Here is a 16,263-nt window from a genome sequence, read left to right as displayed (position 1 = left end):
GTCGTTCGATTGACGGGTATAATCGGATTGAGCGCGCCGCCCCAGATGCACGGACCCGACAGCAGGATCTTTCTCAGCGCTGCACGGTCGCTCGGTCGGAGCAGGAATCCGATGCGCGTCGGTCTAAGACGGATCTTGGCGTCGATCTGGGCCACGGCTCCTCAGCTTCCCTCAGCATTTTGGCGATGCGATTCGTCGCCTGGGTGAAAGATTGGCTGGGTCGCCTCCACCTGACTAGTCAGGCGTCCCCGATCGCGAAGATCGAAGGGTTTGGCGTTTGATACAGGCCGGTGATCACCGTGTAGGATTGTCGTGGCAGGCTGGCCAAAAAGCTCTCGAACTCGGATTTGGAGCGAACCTGTTGGACGCCCAGCACTTTCAATGAAGGGGCGCTCCAGACAATTTCGTCTCCCTTATCCTCGGCGGTGGCAACCAGGCTTGCGCCCACACCGATCACACGGTCGCCGACCTCGAAGGCCTGGCCCAGAAGCATGTCGATCGGCCTGTCACGGGGCAGGGCGATGGTCGTGCTTGTGGTGAAGCTGAGGCCGGTGACGGTGTCAGGTGCATCGATGAGAGCAGCTAAGGTCGTCAGATCATCGCCCGCCGCCCAAAGGGTCTGTAAAGAAGCCTTGGCGTTCGGCCGACCGGCAACTTCGAAAACGCGAGCCGCCGCCGCTGTGAGCCGGGCGAAGGTCCGCCATTCCGGGCCGGTGTCCGCGTCGGGGTCGTGGGCATCAAGGCGAAGGGGGTCAGTCACCTTCACCGGCCGGAGGGAAAAGGACGCGCCGTCTTGGGTCATGGCGGCCAGGATCGCGTAGAGGTCGCGCCAGTCGACGATCTTGCGGACGGCTTCGAGTTCGACTTCCTGGTTCCGAGCGAACGAGACGTTGAAGGTGGTCTTGTCGAACGTCAGCGTGATTTGCATCAGCCCGGCCCGCACCAGGATCTTCTGGCGACCGAGAGCGGCGGGAATCAACGCAGGCACCCGCAAGGCCTTGCCCTTAAAGCGGTAGCGACGGGCTCGTGTCGTCGCGACGACGTCCCAGCGTTCCGCCTGCGGGCTGATCCGCATCTGGGCCGGTCCGGGCGGGAAGGTGTCCAGCGGCAGGGTAATGCCGAAGCGGGTCTGGTTTTCCACGATGTCCGTGACATCAAGGGGGCGCAGGCCCAGAAAGGCGTCGATCACATCGTCTGCCCGTCCCGTGAAGCTGACCTTAATCTGCTTGGACTCCGGTCCAAACCCGACCGTCTTCAACTCGCGGACCTTGGCGGTGAGATAGGTGAGTGCGTCAGCGGCGCAGGCTTCCTGCAGGCCGCGCTTCAACGCCGAGGATCGGACGGCGAGCGCTGGTCCGAAGTCCGACGTTTTCACGGTCAGCCAGATCGCGTTCGGCATTTTTCCGTCGGCCTCGGCCTGGCGGAGCCGCTTCAGGACTCGCTCGACAATTTCGCCCTGGCAGTGGATCAGGTGCATGCGCACGAACGAATGATCCCCATCGGCGTCGGCTTCGGCGGCGAGCGCACAGATGAAGCTTGGACCGGGGTGTTTGATCAGCTGTTCCGCAGCCGATAGGCGTAGGCGCACTTCATCCCGGTCCGCCCAATGGGTTTTGACCTGAACTCGCGCCGAAATCGGAGCAGGCCGGCTGTCGAGATTCTTGCCGTCCGTCGGCAGGCGGAAGTCGACGATGTAGTCGAACCCGGCCCTGTCGCGCGTCACGCGGTTGACGGTAAGATCAGAGCACAGCTCGGCGAAACGATGTTCACCTTTCTCGCCCAGGTCTTCGCTACTGAGGGGTCTAGCCGTCATGACCGCGAGGGTGGCGTGAATCGATAGCGAGGTTAATAGTCGGAATCATGATCGGCCGGAGTGCCAAAGCGTCGCGGCTGTTCCTGACGGACCGTCACCGGCAGCGGGTGGCACGGCTGAGGCTGCATCAGCATGCCTAGGGAACTCTGAAGGTCAGCTATCCGAAGACGTCTGAATGTCCGGAAGTGGCGCTTTGCTGACTTACCCGGTCACGCGAGGAGAGGGTGCTTTGCACCTAAGCGTCATCCAAGGAAGCTTGACTTTGGGCCGTTGTCCGGCTCGCACCCATATGACTGTAACCGGATTGATGCGGCTGTGTAGTCAAGCCAGGTGGTTACATTCAGTTCACCAGCGTCAAGTTTCTTGTTGGGTGCAAATGTCCGCTGAACGTCATCTTGGTTTTGGCCTCGAAAAACCACCCGCCCGGTTGCGATAGGAAGTCCGCCAAAAGGGTGTTGAAGAGAGCCGCCGATGGAGGGTGATTGAAATGGAGATTCGTGTCTCGGGAAGTGATCACTTCACCAAAGATCGACAGGTTTACCATCGCCCCGATCATGTCGAGCGCGGCTCCAGGACCACAACCTCATTCTTGATCGCCGCCGGGCCCGCGACCGGTTCGGTCGGCTCCACTTCGCTCATTTTTTGGACGACGGCGCCTTTGCTGGAGCCGTTGCGTCGGATTTGGACTTCCGCCCTTTCGCGCCCAGACCGATCGCTTTCGCCATCTCCGAACGTGCCGCCGAGTAGGCCGGAGCAACGATCGGATACGTTGAAGGTAGGCCGTAGCGATCACGGTATTCGTCCGGCGTCAGACCGTTCGTGGTCAGGTGACGCCTGAGGGTCTTGTATGTTTTGCCGTCGATGAAGCTGACCAGACCGTCGTCCGTCATCGACTTGCGAACCTGGGCTGAGGACACCCGGTCATAGGTCTCGACCAGTAGCGGTTCTGGCTGGCCAACGTTGGAGAGTGCGGCGTGAGTGGCCGTAATCAGCGCGCCCACTTGATCTGGGTCCAGGCGATTATTCGAAAGGTAGTTCGCGACGATCCCAACGGTCATGTCGAGGATGTCGGCGGTTTGAGTTTCTTCAGTCATTGGAACTCCGTCTCTGAACCGCAACTCTACACGGCCTCAGACCTCGCTCTAGGCCCCTACAGTAAATATCGACGAACGCTATTCGAAGATCAAAGCGGACTGCCCTTAAAGCCGGCTCTCGAGGCTTTGAATGTCGTGTTTACGGCCGCTGGTGAATGTCCGCTTCCGGCGCTTCTAAGACCGGCAAGGCAAAGCCGCTCTTGGCGGCGCACAGCCGCCTAGCTGCGGCCGAGGCCGGAATCTCGCTGGGCGCCGGTGATGACCTGGGCGAAGCCGCGCGCGTCCAGCGACAGTGTGACGGTCCTGCCGAGCTGTGGCGGCGATCTGCCGACGGCGAGCCGCCCATAGTGTTCCCGACCGTCCGTAGAGCGAACGACGACATAGGCCGCCCCGCCGAGTTCGTCATGACAGCCGATCTTGACTACCCGGCCTCGCACGGGCTGCTTGCCAAGCTGTTCAGCTGAGCGGGCGCCGTCCATGCGCCTCTGGTTGAGTGTCCGGATGACGTCCTTCGACAACTGCAGTCGGCGCAGTTTCATCTCGAGGTCGAAAGCCAGACTGAAGCGCCGGCCGGTCCGCACGGCCAGGCCGAGGGTTTCGAGGTGACGCAGGCGTCCCCGTGTCAGGGCGGTCCATGCATCCGTGCCGCCGATCCCGTCTTCGACCAGACCGTTCGCATCGGCGGCGCCCACCAGGCGTCGGTCAAAGGCGGTGAAGCGGTCCGCCTGCGTCTCTCGCCAGACCCGTCGTTCGGCGTCCTGGCGGCTGAGATCCCCAAGGCGTTCCTGCGCGACTTCCTGGGCCCGGGCGCGGAAGCCGTAGGCGATATAGTCGCGGGGGATGACCAGGTCCCGGTCGTCGCCGCGCCGCCCCCGGACGAGCACATGGGCGTGAGGCTGGTCCGTGTCAAAATGGCAGACTGCGATCCAGTTCAGTCCCGGTTCTCCCAGGTCGTCGGCGACCCTGGACATTATCTCGCGGACAGAGTCCCTGAGGTCGGCGATCCGGTCGCCGTGCTCCGGCGAGATTATGAACCGGAAATGATGGCGGTCCTTTGCCCAATTCGCCGTCGCGCCAGCCGCATCCACCCCGTCGCGGGCCGGTCCGAAGAAGGCTGCCTGTTCCCCGTCCTCCCCGGCTCCTCTGCGTCCAAGATAGGCGATATGGGCGGCCAGGGCGGCGCCCCGCGCAAACCCCTTGCCCATGTGACGTGACACGAGCGCCTTGACCGTGACGCGTTGGCGGACGTCGAGACGAAAGGCTCGACCCGACCGGTTCTGAGCTGCACGCAGACATCCTGCGCGGTCGCCATAGGCGAACAGGCGCGACGCGGCGAGACGCTGGAACATCGCCACCCGAACACTCGTGTTGTCGGGTTTCAAGCGTTGGGGAAGGCGGATGTGCAAGGCTGAAGCATCATCGCCGGATGTGGCGGCGAGGCGGGCTTCGATAGCGGTTCGGACCTGCATGATCTCAACTCCGGCCGGTCGGAGGGGCGGAGACGGTCTCAACTCATCGCAAGTCGACGACAGTCTCCATGATAGCCGCAACTGTCGGTCAAAGCTGAAGAAAGCAGAAGCCCGAAACCCCTCTTTTATCTTGCCCTAAGCCCCTGATCTGACGATTCTTCACCAGTCTCTCCAACAGCAAACACAGCCGATCAAACCTTCGCAACCAGAGCCGAGTCCCATGGGCAGAGCGCGGGCGCTTCCGGACGGCAGACAAAAACCCGCCCGGCCAAAACGAAGCGGGTTATTGCTGAAGGCAGGCTGGTTCAGGCGGCTCGCGACATGGTGGGCAGAGTTGCATTCCGTTCTCGATCGTCTTTTGTCCGAGGTTGAGCGCTGGTCCGAACGGCCGCTGCGAAGGTCGCTGGTCTGGCCGAAGGCGAGGCCGATTCCAAGCGCATTGAGGCCAACCTCCAGGGCGCGAGCGCACTCTCTGCGTCGTGCCCGGTACGTTGCGAGAAGGATGTGATCGGCACCCGCAGGAGTCCGCCATCGCCACAGGTTGTTCGCGGACAACAGCGCCCAGCCTTAGCGGATCAAAGAGCGCCATGGCGGAGAGGGGCGACCTCTCCAGCCACCACCATCGCCGGCGCACTCTGTGCGAGCCGGACCGCCGAACCGGGCGGCGCCGCGTCCACGGTCTTACTCGACGTCCACACGGTGCCGGCACGCAAGCCTGTCGCCGCAAGATAGACTAGTTCCACGGCGGCCATCATCGCGCGGACCGTTCGTCCTCAGTCCTCGTAGGTCGAGAGGGGCGCGCGGATTGTTCAACGATGTCGTGAGGGCGACTAAGGCCTGCAGGTTCGCAAGATGCACCCTCGCCCACCAAGGGCTAGCGGCCGCGAAGACGGGCTTTCCGGCGGTCTGAGGTGTCCCGCGACAATATATTCCGGAGGCGCGAATAGAACTGACGACTAGTTTGGCGCGCGTCACGAATATAGGCCTCTCATCTGCCGACGGCATGCCGATCACCTGCCAAAATCCTGCCTCGATTGGCGCCTCCCCTGGCCCGCAACGCCGGATCGCCCGGGGGGCTCCAGAATGGTTTCAATGCGTCTGTGCATGGTCGCCGCGGCCTTGACCTGCGCTCTTCAGGCCGGGACCCAGACCTTCGCCTGGATGTTCCGATACCATGAGGCGCTGGGGCCCTCCCTTCGTCTGGGAGCCTGGTCGCTCTACTGGCCGTGGAGTCTTGTCGGCTGGCGACAGCGGTTCGGGGACGGCGAGTCTGAAGCCTTCTCCATGTCGATCTCCGTCTTCCTCGTCACGGCGGCGCTCGGCATCGCCGCCGCCCTCCTTCTGGACCAGCAGGGGACGCCGCGTATTCGGGGCTGGGGCGGCATGGCGGATGCAGGACGGGCGGGGCTACGCGACGGGGCGGGCTGTATCCTCGGGCGAATGGACGGACGTCTGCTCGCGACAACAGATCTGAGACCGACCCTGCTCACGGGCGGAACCCGCGCGGGAAAGGGCCGCGGTCACGTCGTTCCGACCCTGTTGAGCTGGACACAAAGTGCTCTCGTGCACGACCCCAAGGGAGAATTGTGGCGGATCACGTCGGGATGGAGAGGGCGGTTTGGCCACGCCCTTTATTTCAACCCGCGGGATGCGGCGTCCGCGCGGTTCAATCCGCTCGCCGAGATCCGCCCCGGCCCGCACGAACTGGCGCAGATCCAGCGGCTTGTCGCCATCCTGAGCGATCCTGGCGGCGCCCGTGACGATGAGGCGATCTGGGACAAGGCCGCATCGGAGATCCTCGAGGCGGTCATCCTGCACGTGCTCTACACGGCTCCGGACAAGGAGAAGACGCTGCTGACGGTCCGTGCGCTCCTGGCGGATATGGATGCTGCCGCCGACGTGATGGTCAGAACGCTTCATCGGCGCAGGGGCGACGGGGAGGCGGAGGTGCACCCCTTTATCGCGAACGCCGTGAAAGGCTATGCGGCGATGCACGATCGCTTTCGCACCTCAGTTCAGGGAACGGCTCGCAGCTATCTGAAATGGTTGTCGGGCGAAGATCTCGAGCGCGCGCTGTCGTGCTCCGATCTCGCACTCGGCGACCTGATGTGCGCGGAAGCCCCGGTGACGCTTTACGTCCAGGTCGCCCCCGCCGACGCCGTTGCGCTCCGTCCCGTGATCAGGCTGCTCTTCTATGCGGCGGCCCAGTCGCTGACGATCCACGAGACCCGCGACGCCGCCGGGCGCGAAAAACGTCACCGCCTGTTGATGGTGATGGACGAGTTCCCGCTTTTGGGGCGTCTGTCCTTTTTCGAAAAGTCCCTCAGGCTGATGAGCGGTTACGGCATCAAGACGATGTTCGTCGCCCAGTCGCTCAACGATATCGTCGAGACCTATGGCGCCAATAACACCATCCTCGACAACTGCCATGTCTATACAGCCTTCAGCGCCCTGGATCCCCTCACTCAGGACAAGGTTTCGAAGCTGACCGGGACGGTTCTCGAAACAAAGACCTCTCGGACCCGACCCGCAGGGATGGGCGCTGGGAGAAGCTCGGTCTCCTGCTCCGAGGTCGACCGTCCACTGCTGGAGCCGGGGGAAATCCGCGCTCTTCCCGATGATGTTCAGCTGACCTTCGCCGCTGGTCATCGTCCCCTCCGGACCCGCAAGGTTCGCTATGATCGCGACCGGCCCTTCCGCGACCGGGCCGACCATCCCCCTCCCGACCAGTCCGACGCGGTGGATACGCCCGGACGACCGCCCCATCCCTGGACCGGGCGAGCAAGTCTCGGAGAGGATCCTGAGGCCGTCCTCCCGCTGTTCAAGGAGGTGGAGGCGGCGATCCAAGACAAACGGGTCGCAGCACGGGCGGCGGAGACCTATGAGCGGATATCCACGGCCTATGCCGCAGAACAGGCCGTGCTGGATGGACTGCAAGGGGACGGCGATGCGCGGTCGTGATCCTGCCTCCGCCACACGAATCCAGGTTTATGTGACCGATCCCCGCGTCGTGGCCGCGCTCCGCCGCGAGGCGCAGGCGGCGAGGATTCCGCTGAGTCAGGCGGCTGGACGGTCGTTGGCGAAGGGGTTGGCGCGCAGCCTGACCGCCGACCCGGAGGACCGCTTGCTTCATCTCGACAGGGCGTTGCGTGACCACATGCGCGCGACGGCGCGGGATGTGCAGATCATCCAGGAGCTGATGATCGAGCTCGCTCGCGCCTTCTTTCTGAGGCTCCCGGACGCGGTGACCGACCAGGACCCCGTCGTGCTCGCTGCGGTGGAGAGACGGATCGAAAGTCTGCTGGATGCGACGGCGGCGCGCCTGGTCTGCGCGGCGGCCACCCGTCGGGCCGGGGGAGAGCCGGGGTGAACGCCCATCCGATCGTAGCCGAACGCAAGCTGGACGCCCTAAGACATGCCCTCGGCTCCGACGTTCTGGCCGCCCTGACGAATCCCGAAGTGGTGGAGATACTCGTCAATCCCGACGGGCTGTTGGTGCTTGACCGCGTGGGAAGCGGGCGCGCCGCAGCCGGGGCTCGGCTGGACGTCGAGGCGAGGGAACGGGTCATCCGGTTGATCGCCGACTATGTCGGGGAGCCAGTGACCCGGGAGAACCCGCGCCTGTCCGGCGTCCTGCCGGTGACGGGCGAACGTTTCCAGGGCTTCCTCCCTCCCGTCACGACCGGTCCGGCCTTTTCAATACGCAAGCGACCCGCGCTGATCTGGACGCTGAGCGACTATGTCCGGGACGGAGCGATGACGTCGGTGCAGGCGGATCAGCTGCGGACGGCGGTGCTGACGCGCCGGAACCTGCTGATCTCCGGAGGGACCGGATCGGGAAAGACCACCTTGGCCAACGCCCTGCTAGCCGAGCCGGCGTTCGCCAACGACCGGGTGATCCTGATAGAGGACACCCCTGAACTGCAGTGTTCGGCATGGGATCTGGTGTCGATGCTCACCCGGCGTTTCCCTGTCGCTATCGGGGTGGTCGATCTGGTGCGGGACGCCCTTCGCATGCGGCCGGACCGGATCGTCGTCGGCGAAATGCGCGACGGCGCCGCCGCCCTTGAAACTCTCAAGGCCTGGAACACCGGGCATCCCGGCGGTCTGTCGACGATCCACGCAAACTCCGCTCCGGAGGCGCTGAGGCGCGTTGAGGATCTGATCGCCGAAGTGACCTCTGCAGCGCCGCAACGCATGATCGCCCATGCCTTGGACGTGGTCGTTCATATCCGGCGCACGCCAAGTGGGCGAAAGGTCGAAGCGATCCTCAAGGTGACAGCGTCGCCGTGATGAGTGGTGGCGGAGGGGACGGTTCGGACACTTGCAGTCTGACGCTCGACAATCAGTTGTCAGCGGGGCAGGGGGCTCCGTCTTCGACAGCGTGTTGAGCCTGCTGGCCTTCATCAAGGCGCTGGATGAGGCGAGGTTCGGTCGCTGATCCGTCGGGCGAGGCGAACAATACGATTTCACCGACTTGATGGACCCAACCGAGCATGTCGGGAGGCGGCTCATCGGCGCATGCATATCAGGAGGCCAGGAGCCTGGTCATCACCATCACGTCGCAGACGCGTGGCGCAATCGTGAGCCGCAGTGATTCAGATAGGCGAAAACGAAGTTTGTCTCATGCGCCCTGGGCAGGTCAGAAGCCCTCCGCCACCCGGATTTCGGCGGTCCGGGATCCACAACCAGGTGTGTGTTTTGGCGCGTCGGCGCGTGGACCCTCTATATTGTGAGCGAACAATGTGGCGATCCTCCCTGAGGATGTCAGCGGCTGCTGTTTCAAAGCCAAGCCTCTCCGTCCTGATACCGCATCGCGCAATGCGAGGCGGACTGGCGTGGGATGTTTCGAGTATTCAAAGGGAAAGCTCTCAGAAACGACTTGGTGAAGACTTGGATTGTCAGTCTCATGTCGAGTAAGGGCGTGGAACGTCTTGATGTCTAATTCTATAAGATTCCGATGACGCAAGGAATATATTTCCACAACTGATTGACAGTCTGTGGATGATTTTGATGTCCTGAGTCGTCGACGCATTGAGCGTCCTGACCTCAGGAAACCAGATCATGCAGCGTATGCTTAAACGCGGCCTTTCGGCCGCGACGGTGACTTGCGGCCTGCTGTTGGCCGGTGAGGCTGTGGCCGGTGGTTCGGGCATGCCCTGGGAAGGGCCTCTCCAACAGATCGTCGCCTCGATCACAGGACCGGTGGTCCAGGCGGCGGCGGTCGTCGCCGTCGTCCTGTTCGGGGCAGGCGTCGCCATGAGCGAGAACGGCTCGTCGATGCGGCGCGGCTTGGGCATTCTCTTCGGGTTGTCCATCGCCTTCGCCGCCTCGACCTTCTTCCTACAGTTCTTCGGCTTTGCGGGCGGGGCGGAGATCGGATGATGGTCGACGCGATCGACACTCGTCCGCCGGGATGGGACCTGCCGGTCGCGGCGGCGCTCACCGAACCGGTGACCCTCGCGGGAATGCCGCGCGACTACGCCATACTGATGGGCACGGTGGCCTTGGTCCTGGGCCTGGCCCTGCGCATCTGGTGGCTCGGCCTGCTCTGGTGGGCGATCGCCCACGCGGTCGGCCTGTACGCCGCGCGAGCCGACAAGCGGTTCTTCGACGTGCTCCGCCGTCATCTCGCCCTTCCCGGTCATCTGGACGTGTGAGGCTCCCATGCGCTTCCTCGACGAACATCGCCGCCGTCCGGCGCTTCTCGCCGATCACCTGCCCTGGGCTGCGCTCGTGGCGCCGGGCGTGGTGTTGAACAAGGATGGCTCCTTCACAGCGGGCCTCCGCTTCCGCGGACCGGACCTGGGCTCCGCGTCGGACCAGGAACTGCTCGCTGTCCGCGCCCGTCTGAACAACGCCCTGAAGCGGCTTGGCAGCGGTTGGTGCCTGCATGTCGAGGCGCGACGCCGGTCCGCCGATCCCTATCCGGCCGGCGATTTCAGTGTCGCGGCTGCCTGGCTGGTGGACGCTGAGCGTCGATCGCTGTTCGAAACCAGCGAACCGGCTTTTGAAACCGACTACCGGGCGTCGCTCACCTGGCTGCCCCCCGCGGACGACACCCGCCGGACCGAGCGTTGGCTGTTCGACGGGGCGGCTCCCGCTGATCGGGACTGGCGCATGGCGCTCGACGCCTTCGACCGGGAACGCGCCCAGATCACAGATCTGATCGCAGACGCCCTGCCGGAGGTGAGCGCCCTGGACGACGCCGCCCTTCTGACCTGGCTGCACGACTGCGTCTCTCCACGCTCTGTCGCCCTCAATCTGCCGGACACGCCGATGTTTCTGGACGCCTGGCTGGCGGACGCGGCCCTGCTGGGCGGCGTTTCGCCAACCCTGGGCGGACAGGTGCTGAAGATCGTCTCGGTGCGTGGCCTCCCGGCCGCCACCCGTCCCGGTCTTCTCGATGCTCTGGGCACCCTGCCGTTCGCCTACAGGTGGAGCGCGCGGTGGATCGGTCTGGACAAGGCTGACGCCGAGGTCGAGTTGGTCAGGCTGCGCAAGCGCTGGTTCGCGAAGCGAAAGGGCGTGAGCGTCCTCTTGCGCGAAGCGATCACCAAGGAAGAGGTGCCGCTGCTCGACACCGACGCCGCGGCGAAGACAGAGGAATGCGACGGCGCTCTCGAGGCGCTCGGCGGGGACGTCTGCGCCTACGGATATCTGACGACGACCGTGACCCTCCTGGGCGACGATCCCGTCGAAACGGCGGAGAGGGCGCGTGCGGTAGAGGCGACCCTCAACGCCCAGGGCTTCGTCGCCAGAACCGAGGATCTGAACGCTGTGGAGGCCTGGTTGGGCTCCCTGCCCGGCGAACCCTACGCGGACGTCCGGCGTCCTCTGGTGTCCACGCTGAACCTGGCGGATCTGCTGCCGGTCTCGGCCGTCTGGGCGGGACCTTCGCAAGACCCGAAGCTCAAGTCTGCGCCCCTGACCGTCGCCCGGACCAGCGGCTCGACCCCGTTCCGTCTGGCGTTGCACGTCGGGGACGTCGGGCACACCATGGTGGTCGGGCCGACCGGCGCGGGCAAGAGCGTCCTCCTCAGCTTCCTGGCCATGCAGTGGCTCCGCTACAAGGCGGCGCGGGTGGTCGTCTTCGACAAGGGACGGAGCGCCCGCGCGTCGACCCTGGCGGCCGGCGGCCGCTGGCACCCCCTGGAGCCCGGCGGCGCCTTCACCTTGCAGCCGCTCGCGCGTGTCGATGAAGACGTGGAACGGGCTTGGGCGTCCGAATGGTTGGCCGACGCCGCCAGCTCGGCCGGTCTCGAGCCGACGCCTTCGATTAGGGAGGAAATCTGGGCGGCGCTTGGCGCCCTGGCCCAGGCGCCCGTTGCGCAACGGACCCTCACTGTGTTTACGGCGCTGGTGCAGGACAAGGCGCTTGCCGCCGCACTTGAGCCGCTCACCCTGAAGGGACCGCACGGCGCCCTGATCGACGGCGTCGCGCCGCCAGAAGGGACGCTTTCCATCTTCGAGTGTTTCGAACTCGACCGTCTGATGGCGACGCCGTCTGCCGTCGCCCCCGTGCTCGCCGCCCTGTTCCACGAGGTCGAGCGCGGCTTCGACGGTCGCCCCACGCTCCTTATCCTCGACGAGGCGTGGCTCTTCCTCGGCGAGACGGCCTTCGCGGCCCGAATCCGGGAATGGCTGAAAACCTTGCGCAAGAAGGGAGTGGCTGTGGTCTTCGCGACCCAGTCGCTCGACGACGTCGTGCGCTCGACGATCGCATCGGCGCTGATCGAAAGCTGCCCGACACAGGTCTTCCTGCCCAATCCGCGCGCATTGGAGCCGGCGTCTGCGGACCTCTACCGGATGTTCGGTCTGAACCGGCGTCAACTCGAGCTGATCGCCTGGGCGACGCCGAAGCGCGCCTACTATCTGCGTCAGCCCGAGGGGCGCCGCCTGTTCGATCTCAAACTCTCCGGCGCCGGTCTGGCGCTGTGCGGCGCTGCTTCGCCAGAGGACCAGCTCATCATCGACGCTGTCCTCGCCGGACTTGATCCGATCGACACTCGCCCGGACCGGTTTGTCCGGGCGTTCCTCAAAGCCAAGGGAGTCCAACATGTCGACATGGTCTTCGACAGCTTCGATCCGCCCGCTGATCATCCTCTCGACGCCGGCTAGGCGGAGCTGGCTCGGACTGCTGAGCCTCTCGCTCATTACGCTATCCTGCACGCCGCAACCGGTTTCCGCACAGTGGGTCGTCTATGATCCCAGCGCCAACACCCAGGCGCTGCTTTCGGCGGCGCGACAGATCGAGAGCCTCGCCAACGAGGCCCGGTCGCTGGCCAATGACGCGCGCAGTCTCGCTTCCTCGCCCTATAGTCATCTCGTGGAGTCCTCGCAGACATTGCGGGATATCGGCGAGCTCGCCCGAACTGTCAGGGGAGCCGCCTCGACTCTGCAGGGCGTAGAGCGCCAGTTTTCTGATCTCTACCCGCAGGACCTGTCCGCCGCCGACCTCGTCAGGTTGGGCGGGGATCGAAACGCCACGGCGCGCCGGACAGCCCAGGATCTCGCGCGGACTGCGGCGGAACTTGAACGCCTGGCCCAGGGGCGCGACCGGCGACTCGAGGGCGCGCTCTCCGCCAGCCAGAGCGCAGGCGGCGAAACGGCGGCGATCCAGTCTTCCACCCAGATGCTTTCGGTTCTGGCCGAGGACCTCGCCAGCATGCGCACGCTTCTGTTGGCCCAGTCCAGGCTGATGGCCGAGGCGAGCGCCCGGCAGGCTGCCGAGCGGGCAGCGTCCGTCGAGGCGCGCCGACGGTTCTGGGAAGGGCGCAGGTCCGCCCCGTCCGCGCCGGCGTTCGATCCCTTCCCCAACGCGCGCGACTGAGGGAAGCGCCATGGCCGCCCCCGGAATGGAGACCCCGAACGAACTGATGGTGGTGTTCTCGAACACCGTCACGGCGGGATTCGACGCCTTGTCGGGCTCGGTGAACAGCGTCTTCGGCCTGATGATCGCCCTGGTGGTCGCGCTCACCGGGATTCAGTGGGCCATGTCCCCGAACCGGGAGATCCTGGCGTCGGCCTTCGGCAAGGTGCTGTTGATCGGCGCCTTCGCCTGGATCATCAACGACTGGCAGAGCCTGTCCGAGACGATCTACGCCGGCTTTCTCGAACTGGGTCTGACGGCGGGCGGCGGATCCTTGTCGCGCCGTGAGTTTCTCAACCCGGGCGCCATCCTCCAGCAGGGATGGGAAATCGTGAAGGCGCTCGGCGAGACTCCCGCGCCGGTCGAGAACCCGCTCGACGTCATGGGGAATATGGCGGACGCCCTGATCCTGGGACTGGCGATGATCGGCATTCTGCTGGCCTTCGCCGTCCTCGCTCTCCAGATCATCGTTTCGCTGCTTGAGTTCAAGATCGTCACCCTGGGCGGTTTCGTCCTGCTTCCATTCGGCATCTGGAACAGGACGGCTTTCTTGGCGGAACGCCCTCTCGGCTACGTCGTCTCGTCCGGCCTTAAGGTCTTGGCGCTGGCCATTGTCGTCTCGGGCGCAAGGACGATTTTCGACCAGCTCCAACCGTCCGCCAATCCCGACATCTACGAGGCTCTGACCATACTGGTCGCCGCCCTCCTTCTGGCCATGCTGGCGATCTTCATCCCCAACCTCGCCTCCGCCCTGGTCACCGGTGGGCCGGCCCTCGGCGCAGGCGCGGCCTTGACCGGCGGCCTGGCTGTTGCGGGCGCAGGCGCTCTTGCCGCGGGCGGGGTTGCGGCGGCCGGCGGAGCGCTCGCAGGACGCGCGGCGCTCGTCAGCGGAGCGTCGCGGTCAGCGGCTGGCGCATCGGCGGCATCACGCCCGTCTGGCGGAGCGGCGCCTCCGACCGGAGGCTGCCGCCCCCAGCCGTCTGGCGGTTCCTCCCCGCCGTCCGGCATCGGCGGCGCGAAACCCGTGCCGGAACGCCCAGCCGGCGGTGCGGGGAGCCCGGATCCTGCGAGCGAAGCGGGCTCCACGACAGCATCGCCGCAAACTGACAGGCCGCCGCTCAACGAGGACAAGGCGCCCGCGCGCCCCGCCGAACGGACGTCGCGTCGACCAGGCGGCCGGTCCGCGGCCCTGCAAGCGTTCGTCATCGCCAACAGCGGGCGTGGATTGATGCCTGCGGGGGAAAACAGCGGCGCCGTCAAACCCACTTTCAGATCCGAGGATTGAACGTGAACCCCTTCTCGAAACCCAAGCGAGCCCTGACCGCCTCGCCGGGCAGCACGCCCTATCAGAGAGCCGGTCAGGTCTGGGACGACCGCATGGGTCTCTCCATCGCGCATGCCCGGAACTGGCGGCGCATGGCGCTCGCCAATCTGGCCCTGGCGGCCTTCCTCGGAGCAGGGTGGTGGGTGCAGGCTGATCGGGCCGTCGTCAAACCTTTCGTGGTCGAGGTCGCGGACTGGGGGCAGACCCAGAAGATCACCGCTCTGGACGGTCGTTACGAGCCGACGGAGGCCCAGACGAGCTATGCGCTCGCTCAATGGATCCGGGACGTCCGGTCAAAGTCGATAGACCCCATCGTCATCCGCCAGAACTGGCTGCGCGCCTACGACCTGCTGACGCCAAAGGCGTCGAGCTTCCTCAATGACTGGGCCCAGGCTCGTGATCCGTTCGCGGAGGCCGGTCGTGAGGCCGTCAATGTGGAGGTTCTGAACGTCGTGCGTCGCAGCGACCGAAGCTTCGACCTCCAGTGGCGAGAGACCCGCTTCGTCAACGGCCAGCAAGCCGGAACCGAACGCTGGCGCGCCCTGATCACCGTCGCCCATCAGCCGCCTCGCACAGAGGCGGAGCTGATGCGCAATCCCCTTGGCCTTAGAATCGAGGATGTCTCATGGACCCCCGACGCTTCCTGACGCTCGCCGCCCTTTCCCTGGTGCTCGGGGGCTGCGCTCTGCTTCGTCCTGTCGCTCCCGCTGCGGACGGGACCTATCCTGTCGCCGTGACGGAAGACGCCCCTGCGGAGGCGGGCGGCGTCGCACCGAGCGAGAGCTTGTCGACGCCGCCGGACTCCGACGTCCTCTCGGCGAGCGCAGGCCCGGCCGCCGCAGAGCCGATCTCGGCGCGTTCCATCCCGGACCTCGTCGACACGCGAGACCGGCCGGATCGACCCCGCGAGGCGCCGGAGCCCCAAAGAAGGCCGGAGGGCAGGGGAGCGGCTCCGACGGTCTTTGGTTCGGCCAGCGGCCTGTCCGGAGCTGACGGCTTCATCGGCGGCATCCGGGTCTTCGAATGGCGAGATGGCCGGATCTATGAGGTCAGGACGGCGCCGCTGCGCGTCACTGTCCTGACGCTGGCGCCGGGCGAAACCGTGAGCGCAAAGGCGGCGGGCGACACGGTGCGCTGGCAGATCGGAGAGAGCGCTTCTGGTTCCGGGCAAGACGCCCGCACCCATGTCCTGATCAAGCCCCTTCGCGCGGGGCTGGAGACCAATCTGGTTCTGACCACCAACCAGAGGGTCTATCTGCTGACGCTCCGAAGCGGGGAGGCCGAAGCCTTCAATCCCGCCGTCGTCTGGGATCATGGCTCACGACCGGTCAGGCTGGCGGCGCCGACCGACCCGCCGCCTTCTGTCGATGTCGAGGCGGTGGCTCCTCAAGGCCCCCTCGATGCCAGGTTCAGGATCCAGCCCCAGGGCCGTGCGCCGGTATGGACGCCGACTGCGGTTTTCACAGACGGCGTGCGCACCTTCATCGCCCTTTCCCCTGACGCCCGGGTGAGTGAAGCGCCGGCCCTGTTTGTCCGCCGCAACGGCGAACTCCAGCTGGTCAACTACCGGCAGTCCGACGGGCTGATCATCGTCGACCGGAGGTTCGACGAGGCCGAGCTGCGCGTCGGCGGTTCCCGCCCGCAGATTGTCCGCATCCTCCGAACGCCAGGAGCCGTGTGATGAGTGACCC

At 65.4% G+C, this 16,263-nt stretch carries 14 protein-coding genes; 10 read left to right on the top strand and 4 right to left on the bottom strand.

Translation table 11 applies throughout. From position 1 onward, the window contains the following. Positions 1-238: 238 nt before the first annotated feature. From KWG56_RS12075 to KWG56_RS12060, 4 genes are all read right to left on the bottom strand, one after another. A complete protein-coding gene (locus tag KWG56_RS12075) occupies positions 239-1,813 on the bottom strand; it encodes a hypothetical protein (protein WP_219354949.1) in 1,575 nt (524 codons plus the stop codon). Between the two features lie 340 nt (positions 1,814-2,153). Continuing rightward, on the bottom strand, positions 2,154-2,369 hold the full coding sequence (locus KWG56_RS12070) for a hypothetical protein (RefSeq protein WP_219354948.1): 216 nt from the start codon (positions 2,367-2,369) through the stop codon (positions 2,154-2,156). A gap of 79 nt (positions 2,370-2,448) precedes the next feature. Further along, positions 2,449-2,907, bottom strand: coding sequence for a Ros/MucR family transcriptional regulator (locus KWG56_RS12065; protein WP_219354947.1), 459 nt, complete (start codon positions 2,905-2,907; stop codon positions 2,449-2,451). Positions 2,908-3,125: 218 nt separating this feature from the next. Beyond that, positions 3,126-4,376 (bottom strand): DUF3363 domain-containing protein, encoded by a 1,251-nt coding sequence (locus tag KWG56_RS12060; protein WP_219354946.1) that lies wholly within the window; start codon positions 4,374-4,376, stop codon positions 3,126-3,128. A 1,284-nt stretch (positions 4,377-5,660) separates the two neighbouring features. Here KWG56_RS12060 and KWG56_RS12055 point away from each other — a divergent pair. From KWG56_RS12055 to KWG56_RS12010, 10 genes are all read left to right on the top strand, one after another. Next, on the top strand, positions 5,661-7,337 hold the full coding sequence (locus tag KWG56_RS12055; RefSeq protein WP_244999498.1) for a type IV secretory system conjugative DNA transfer family protein: 1,677 nt from the start codon (positions 5,661-5,663) through the stop codon (positions 7,335-7,337). Continuing rightward, complete coding sequence (locus tag KWG56_RS12050; RefSeq protein WP_219354945.1) at positions 7,324-7,746, top strand: hypothetical protein; 423 nt, start codon at positions 7,324-7,326, stop codon at positions 7,744-7,746. Before KWG56_RS12055 ends, KWG56_RS12050 begins: the two co-directional genes overlap by 14 nt. After that, entirely contained in the window at positions 7,743-8,669 is a 927-nt protein-coding gene (gene trbB / locus KWG56_RS12045) for a P-type conjugative transfer ATPase TrbB (protein ID WP_219354944.1), read from the top strand. The genes KWG56_RS12050 and trbB overlap by 4 nt, the downstream gene beginning before the upstream one ends. Before the next feature lie 771 nt (positions 8,670-9,440). Further along, entirely contained in the window at positions 9,441-9,761 is a 321-nt protein-coding gene (locus tag KWG56_RS12040; protein WP_219354943.1) for a TrbC/VirB2 family type IV secretion system protein, read from the top strand. Beyond that, positions 9,761-10,036 carry a VirB3 family type IV secretion system protein gene (locus tag KWG56_RS12035; protein WP_219354942.1) on the top strand — a complete coding sequence of 92 codons (276 nt, stop codon included), beginning with the start codon at positions 9,761-9,763 and terminating at the stop codon, positions 10,034-10,036. The genes KWG56_RS12040 and KWG56_RS12035 overlap by 1 nt, the downstream gene beginning before the upstream one ends. Positions 10,037-10,043: 7 nt before the next feature. Further along, the gene (gene trbE / locus KWG56_RS12030) at positions 10,044-12,497 is read left to right on the top strand and encodes a conjugal transfer protein TrbE (protein ID WP_219354941.1); all 2,454 of its coding nucleotides are present in this window, start codon (positions 10,044-10,046) and stop codon (positions 12,495-12,497) included. Then, positions 12,436-13,209: a TrbJ/VirB5 family protein gene (locus tag KWG56_RS12025; RefSeq protein ID WP_244999497.1), complete on the top strand. Its 774-nt coding sequence runs from the start codon at positions 12,436-12,438 to the stop codon at positions 13,207-13,209. The genes trbE and KWG56_RS12025 overlap by 62 nt, the downstream gene beginning before the upstream one ends. Before the next feature lie 10 nt (positions 13,210-13,219). Beyond that, on the top strand, positions 13,220-14,533 hold the full coding sequence (gene trbL / locus KWG56_RS12020) for a P-type conjugative transfer protein TrbL (RefSeq protein ID WP_244999496.1): 1,314 nt from the start codon (positions 13,220-13,222) through the stop codon (positions 14,531-14,533). A 2-nt stretch (positions 14,534-14,535) separates the two neighbouring features. Continuing rightward, positions 14,536-15,219, top strand: coding sequence for a conjugal transfer protein TrbF (gene trbF, locus KWG56_RS12015; protein ID WP_219354940.1), 684 nt, complete (start codon positions 14,536-14,538; stop codon positions 15,217-15,219). Next, the gene (locus KWG56_RS12010; RefSeq protein ID WP_219354939.1) at positions 15,198-16,253 is read left to right on the top strand and encodes a TrbG/VirB9 family P-type conjugative transfer protein; all 1,056 of its coding nucleotides are present in this window, start codon (positions 15,198-15,200) and stop codon (positions 16,251-16,253) included. Before trbF ends, KWG56_RS12010 begins: the two co-directional genes overlap by 22 nt. Positions 16,254-16,263: the final 10 nt, after the last annotated feature.

The sequence above is a fragment of the Brevundimonas nasdae genome (assembly GCF_019395145.1).
Lineage (GTDB): Bacteria > Pseudomonadota > Alphaproteobacteria > Caulobacterales > Caulobacteraceae > Brevundimonas > Brevundimonas nasdae.
Note: the sequence above shows the minus strand (reverse complement) of the source record. Positions and strands in the feature narration are given on the sequence as shown.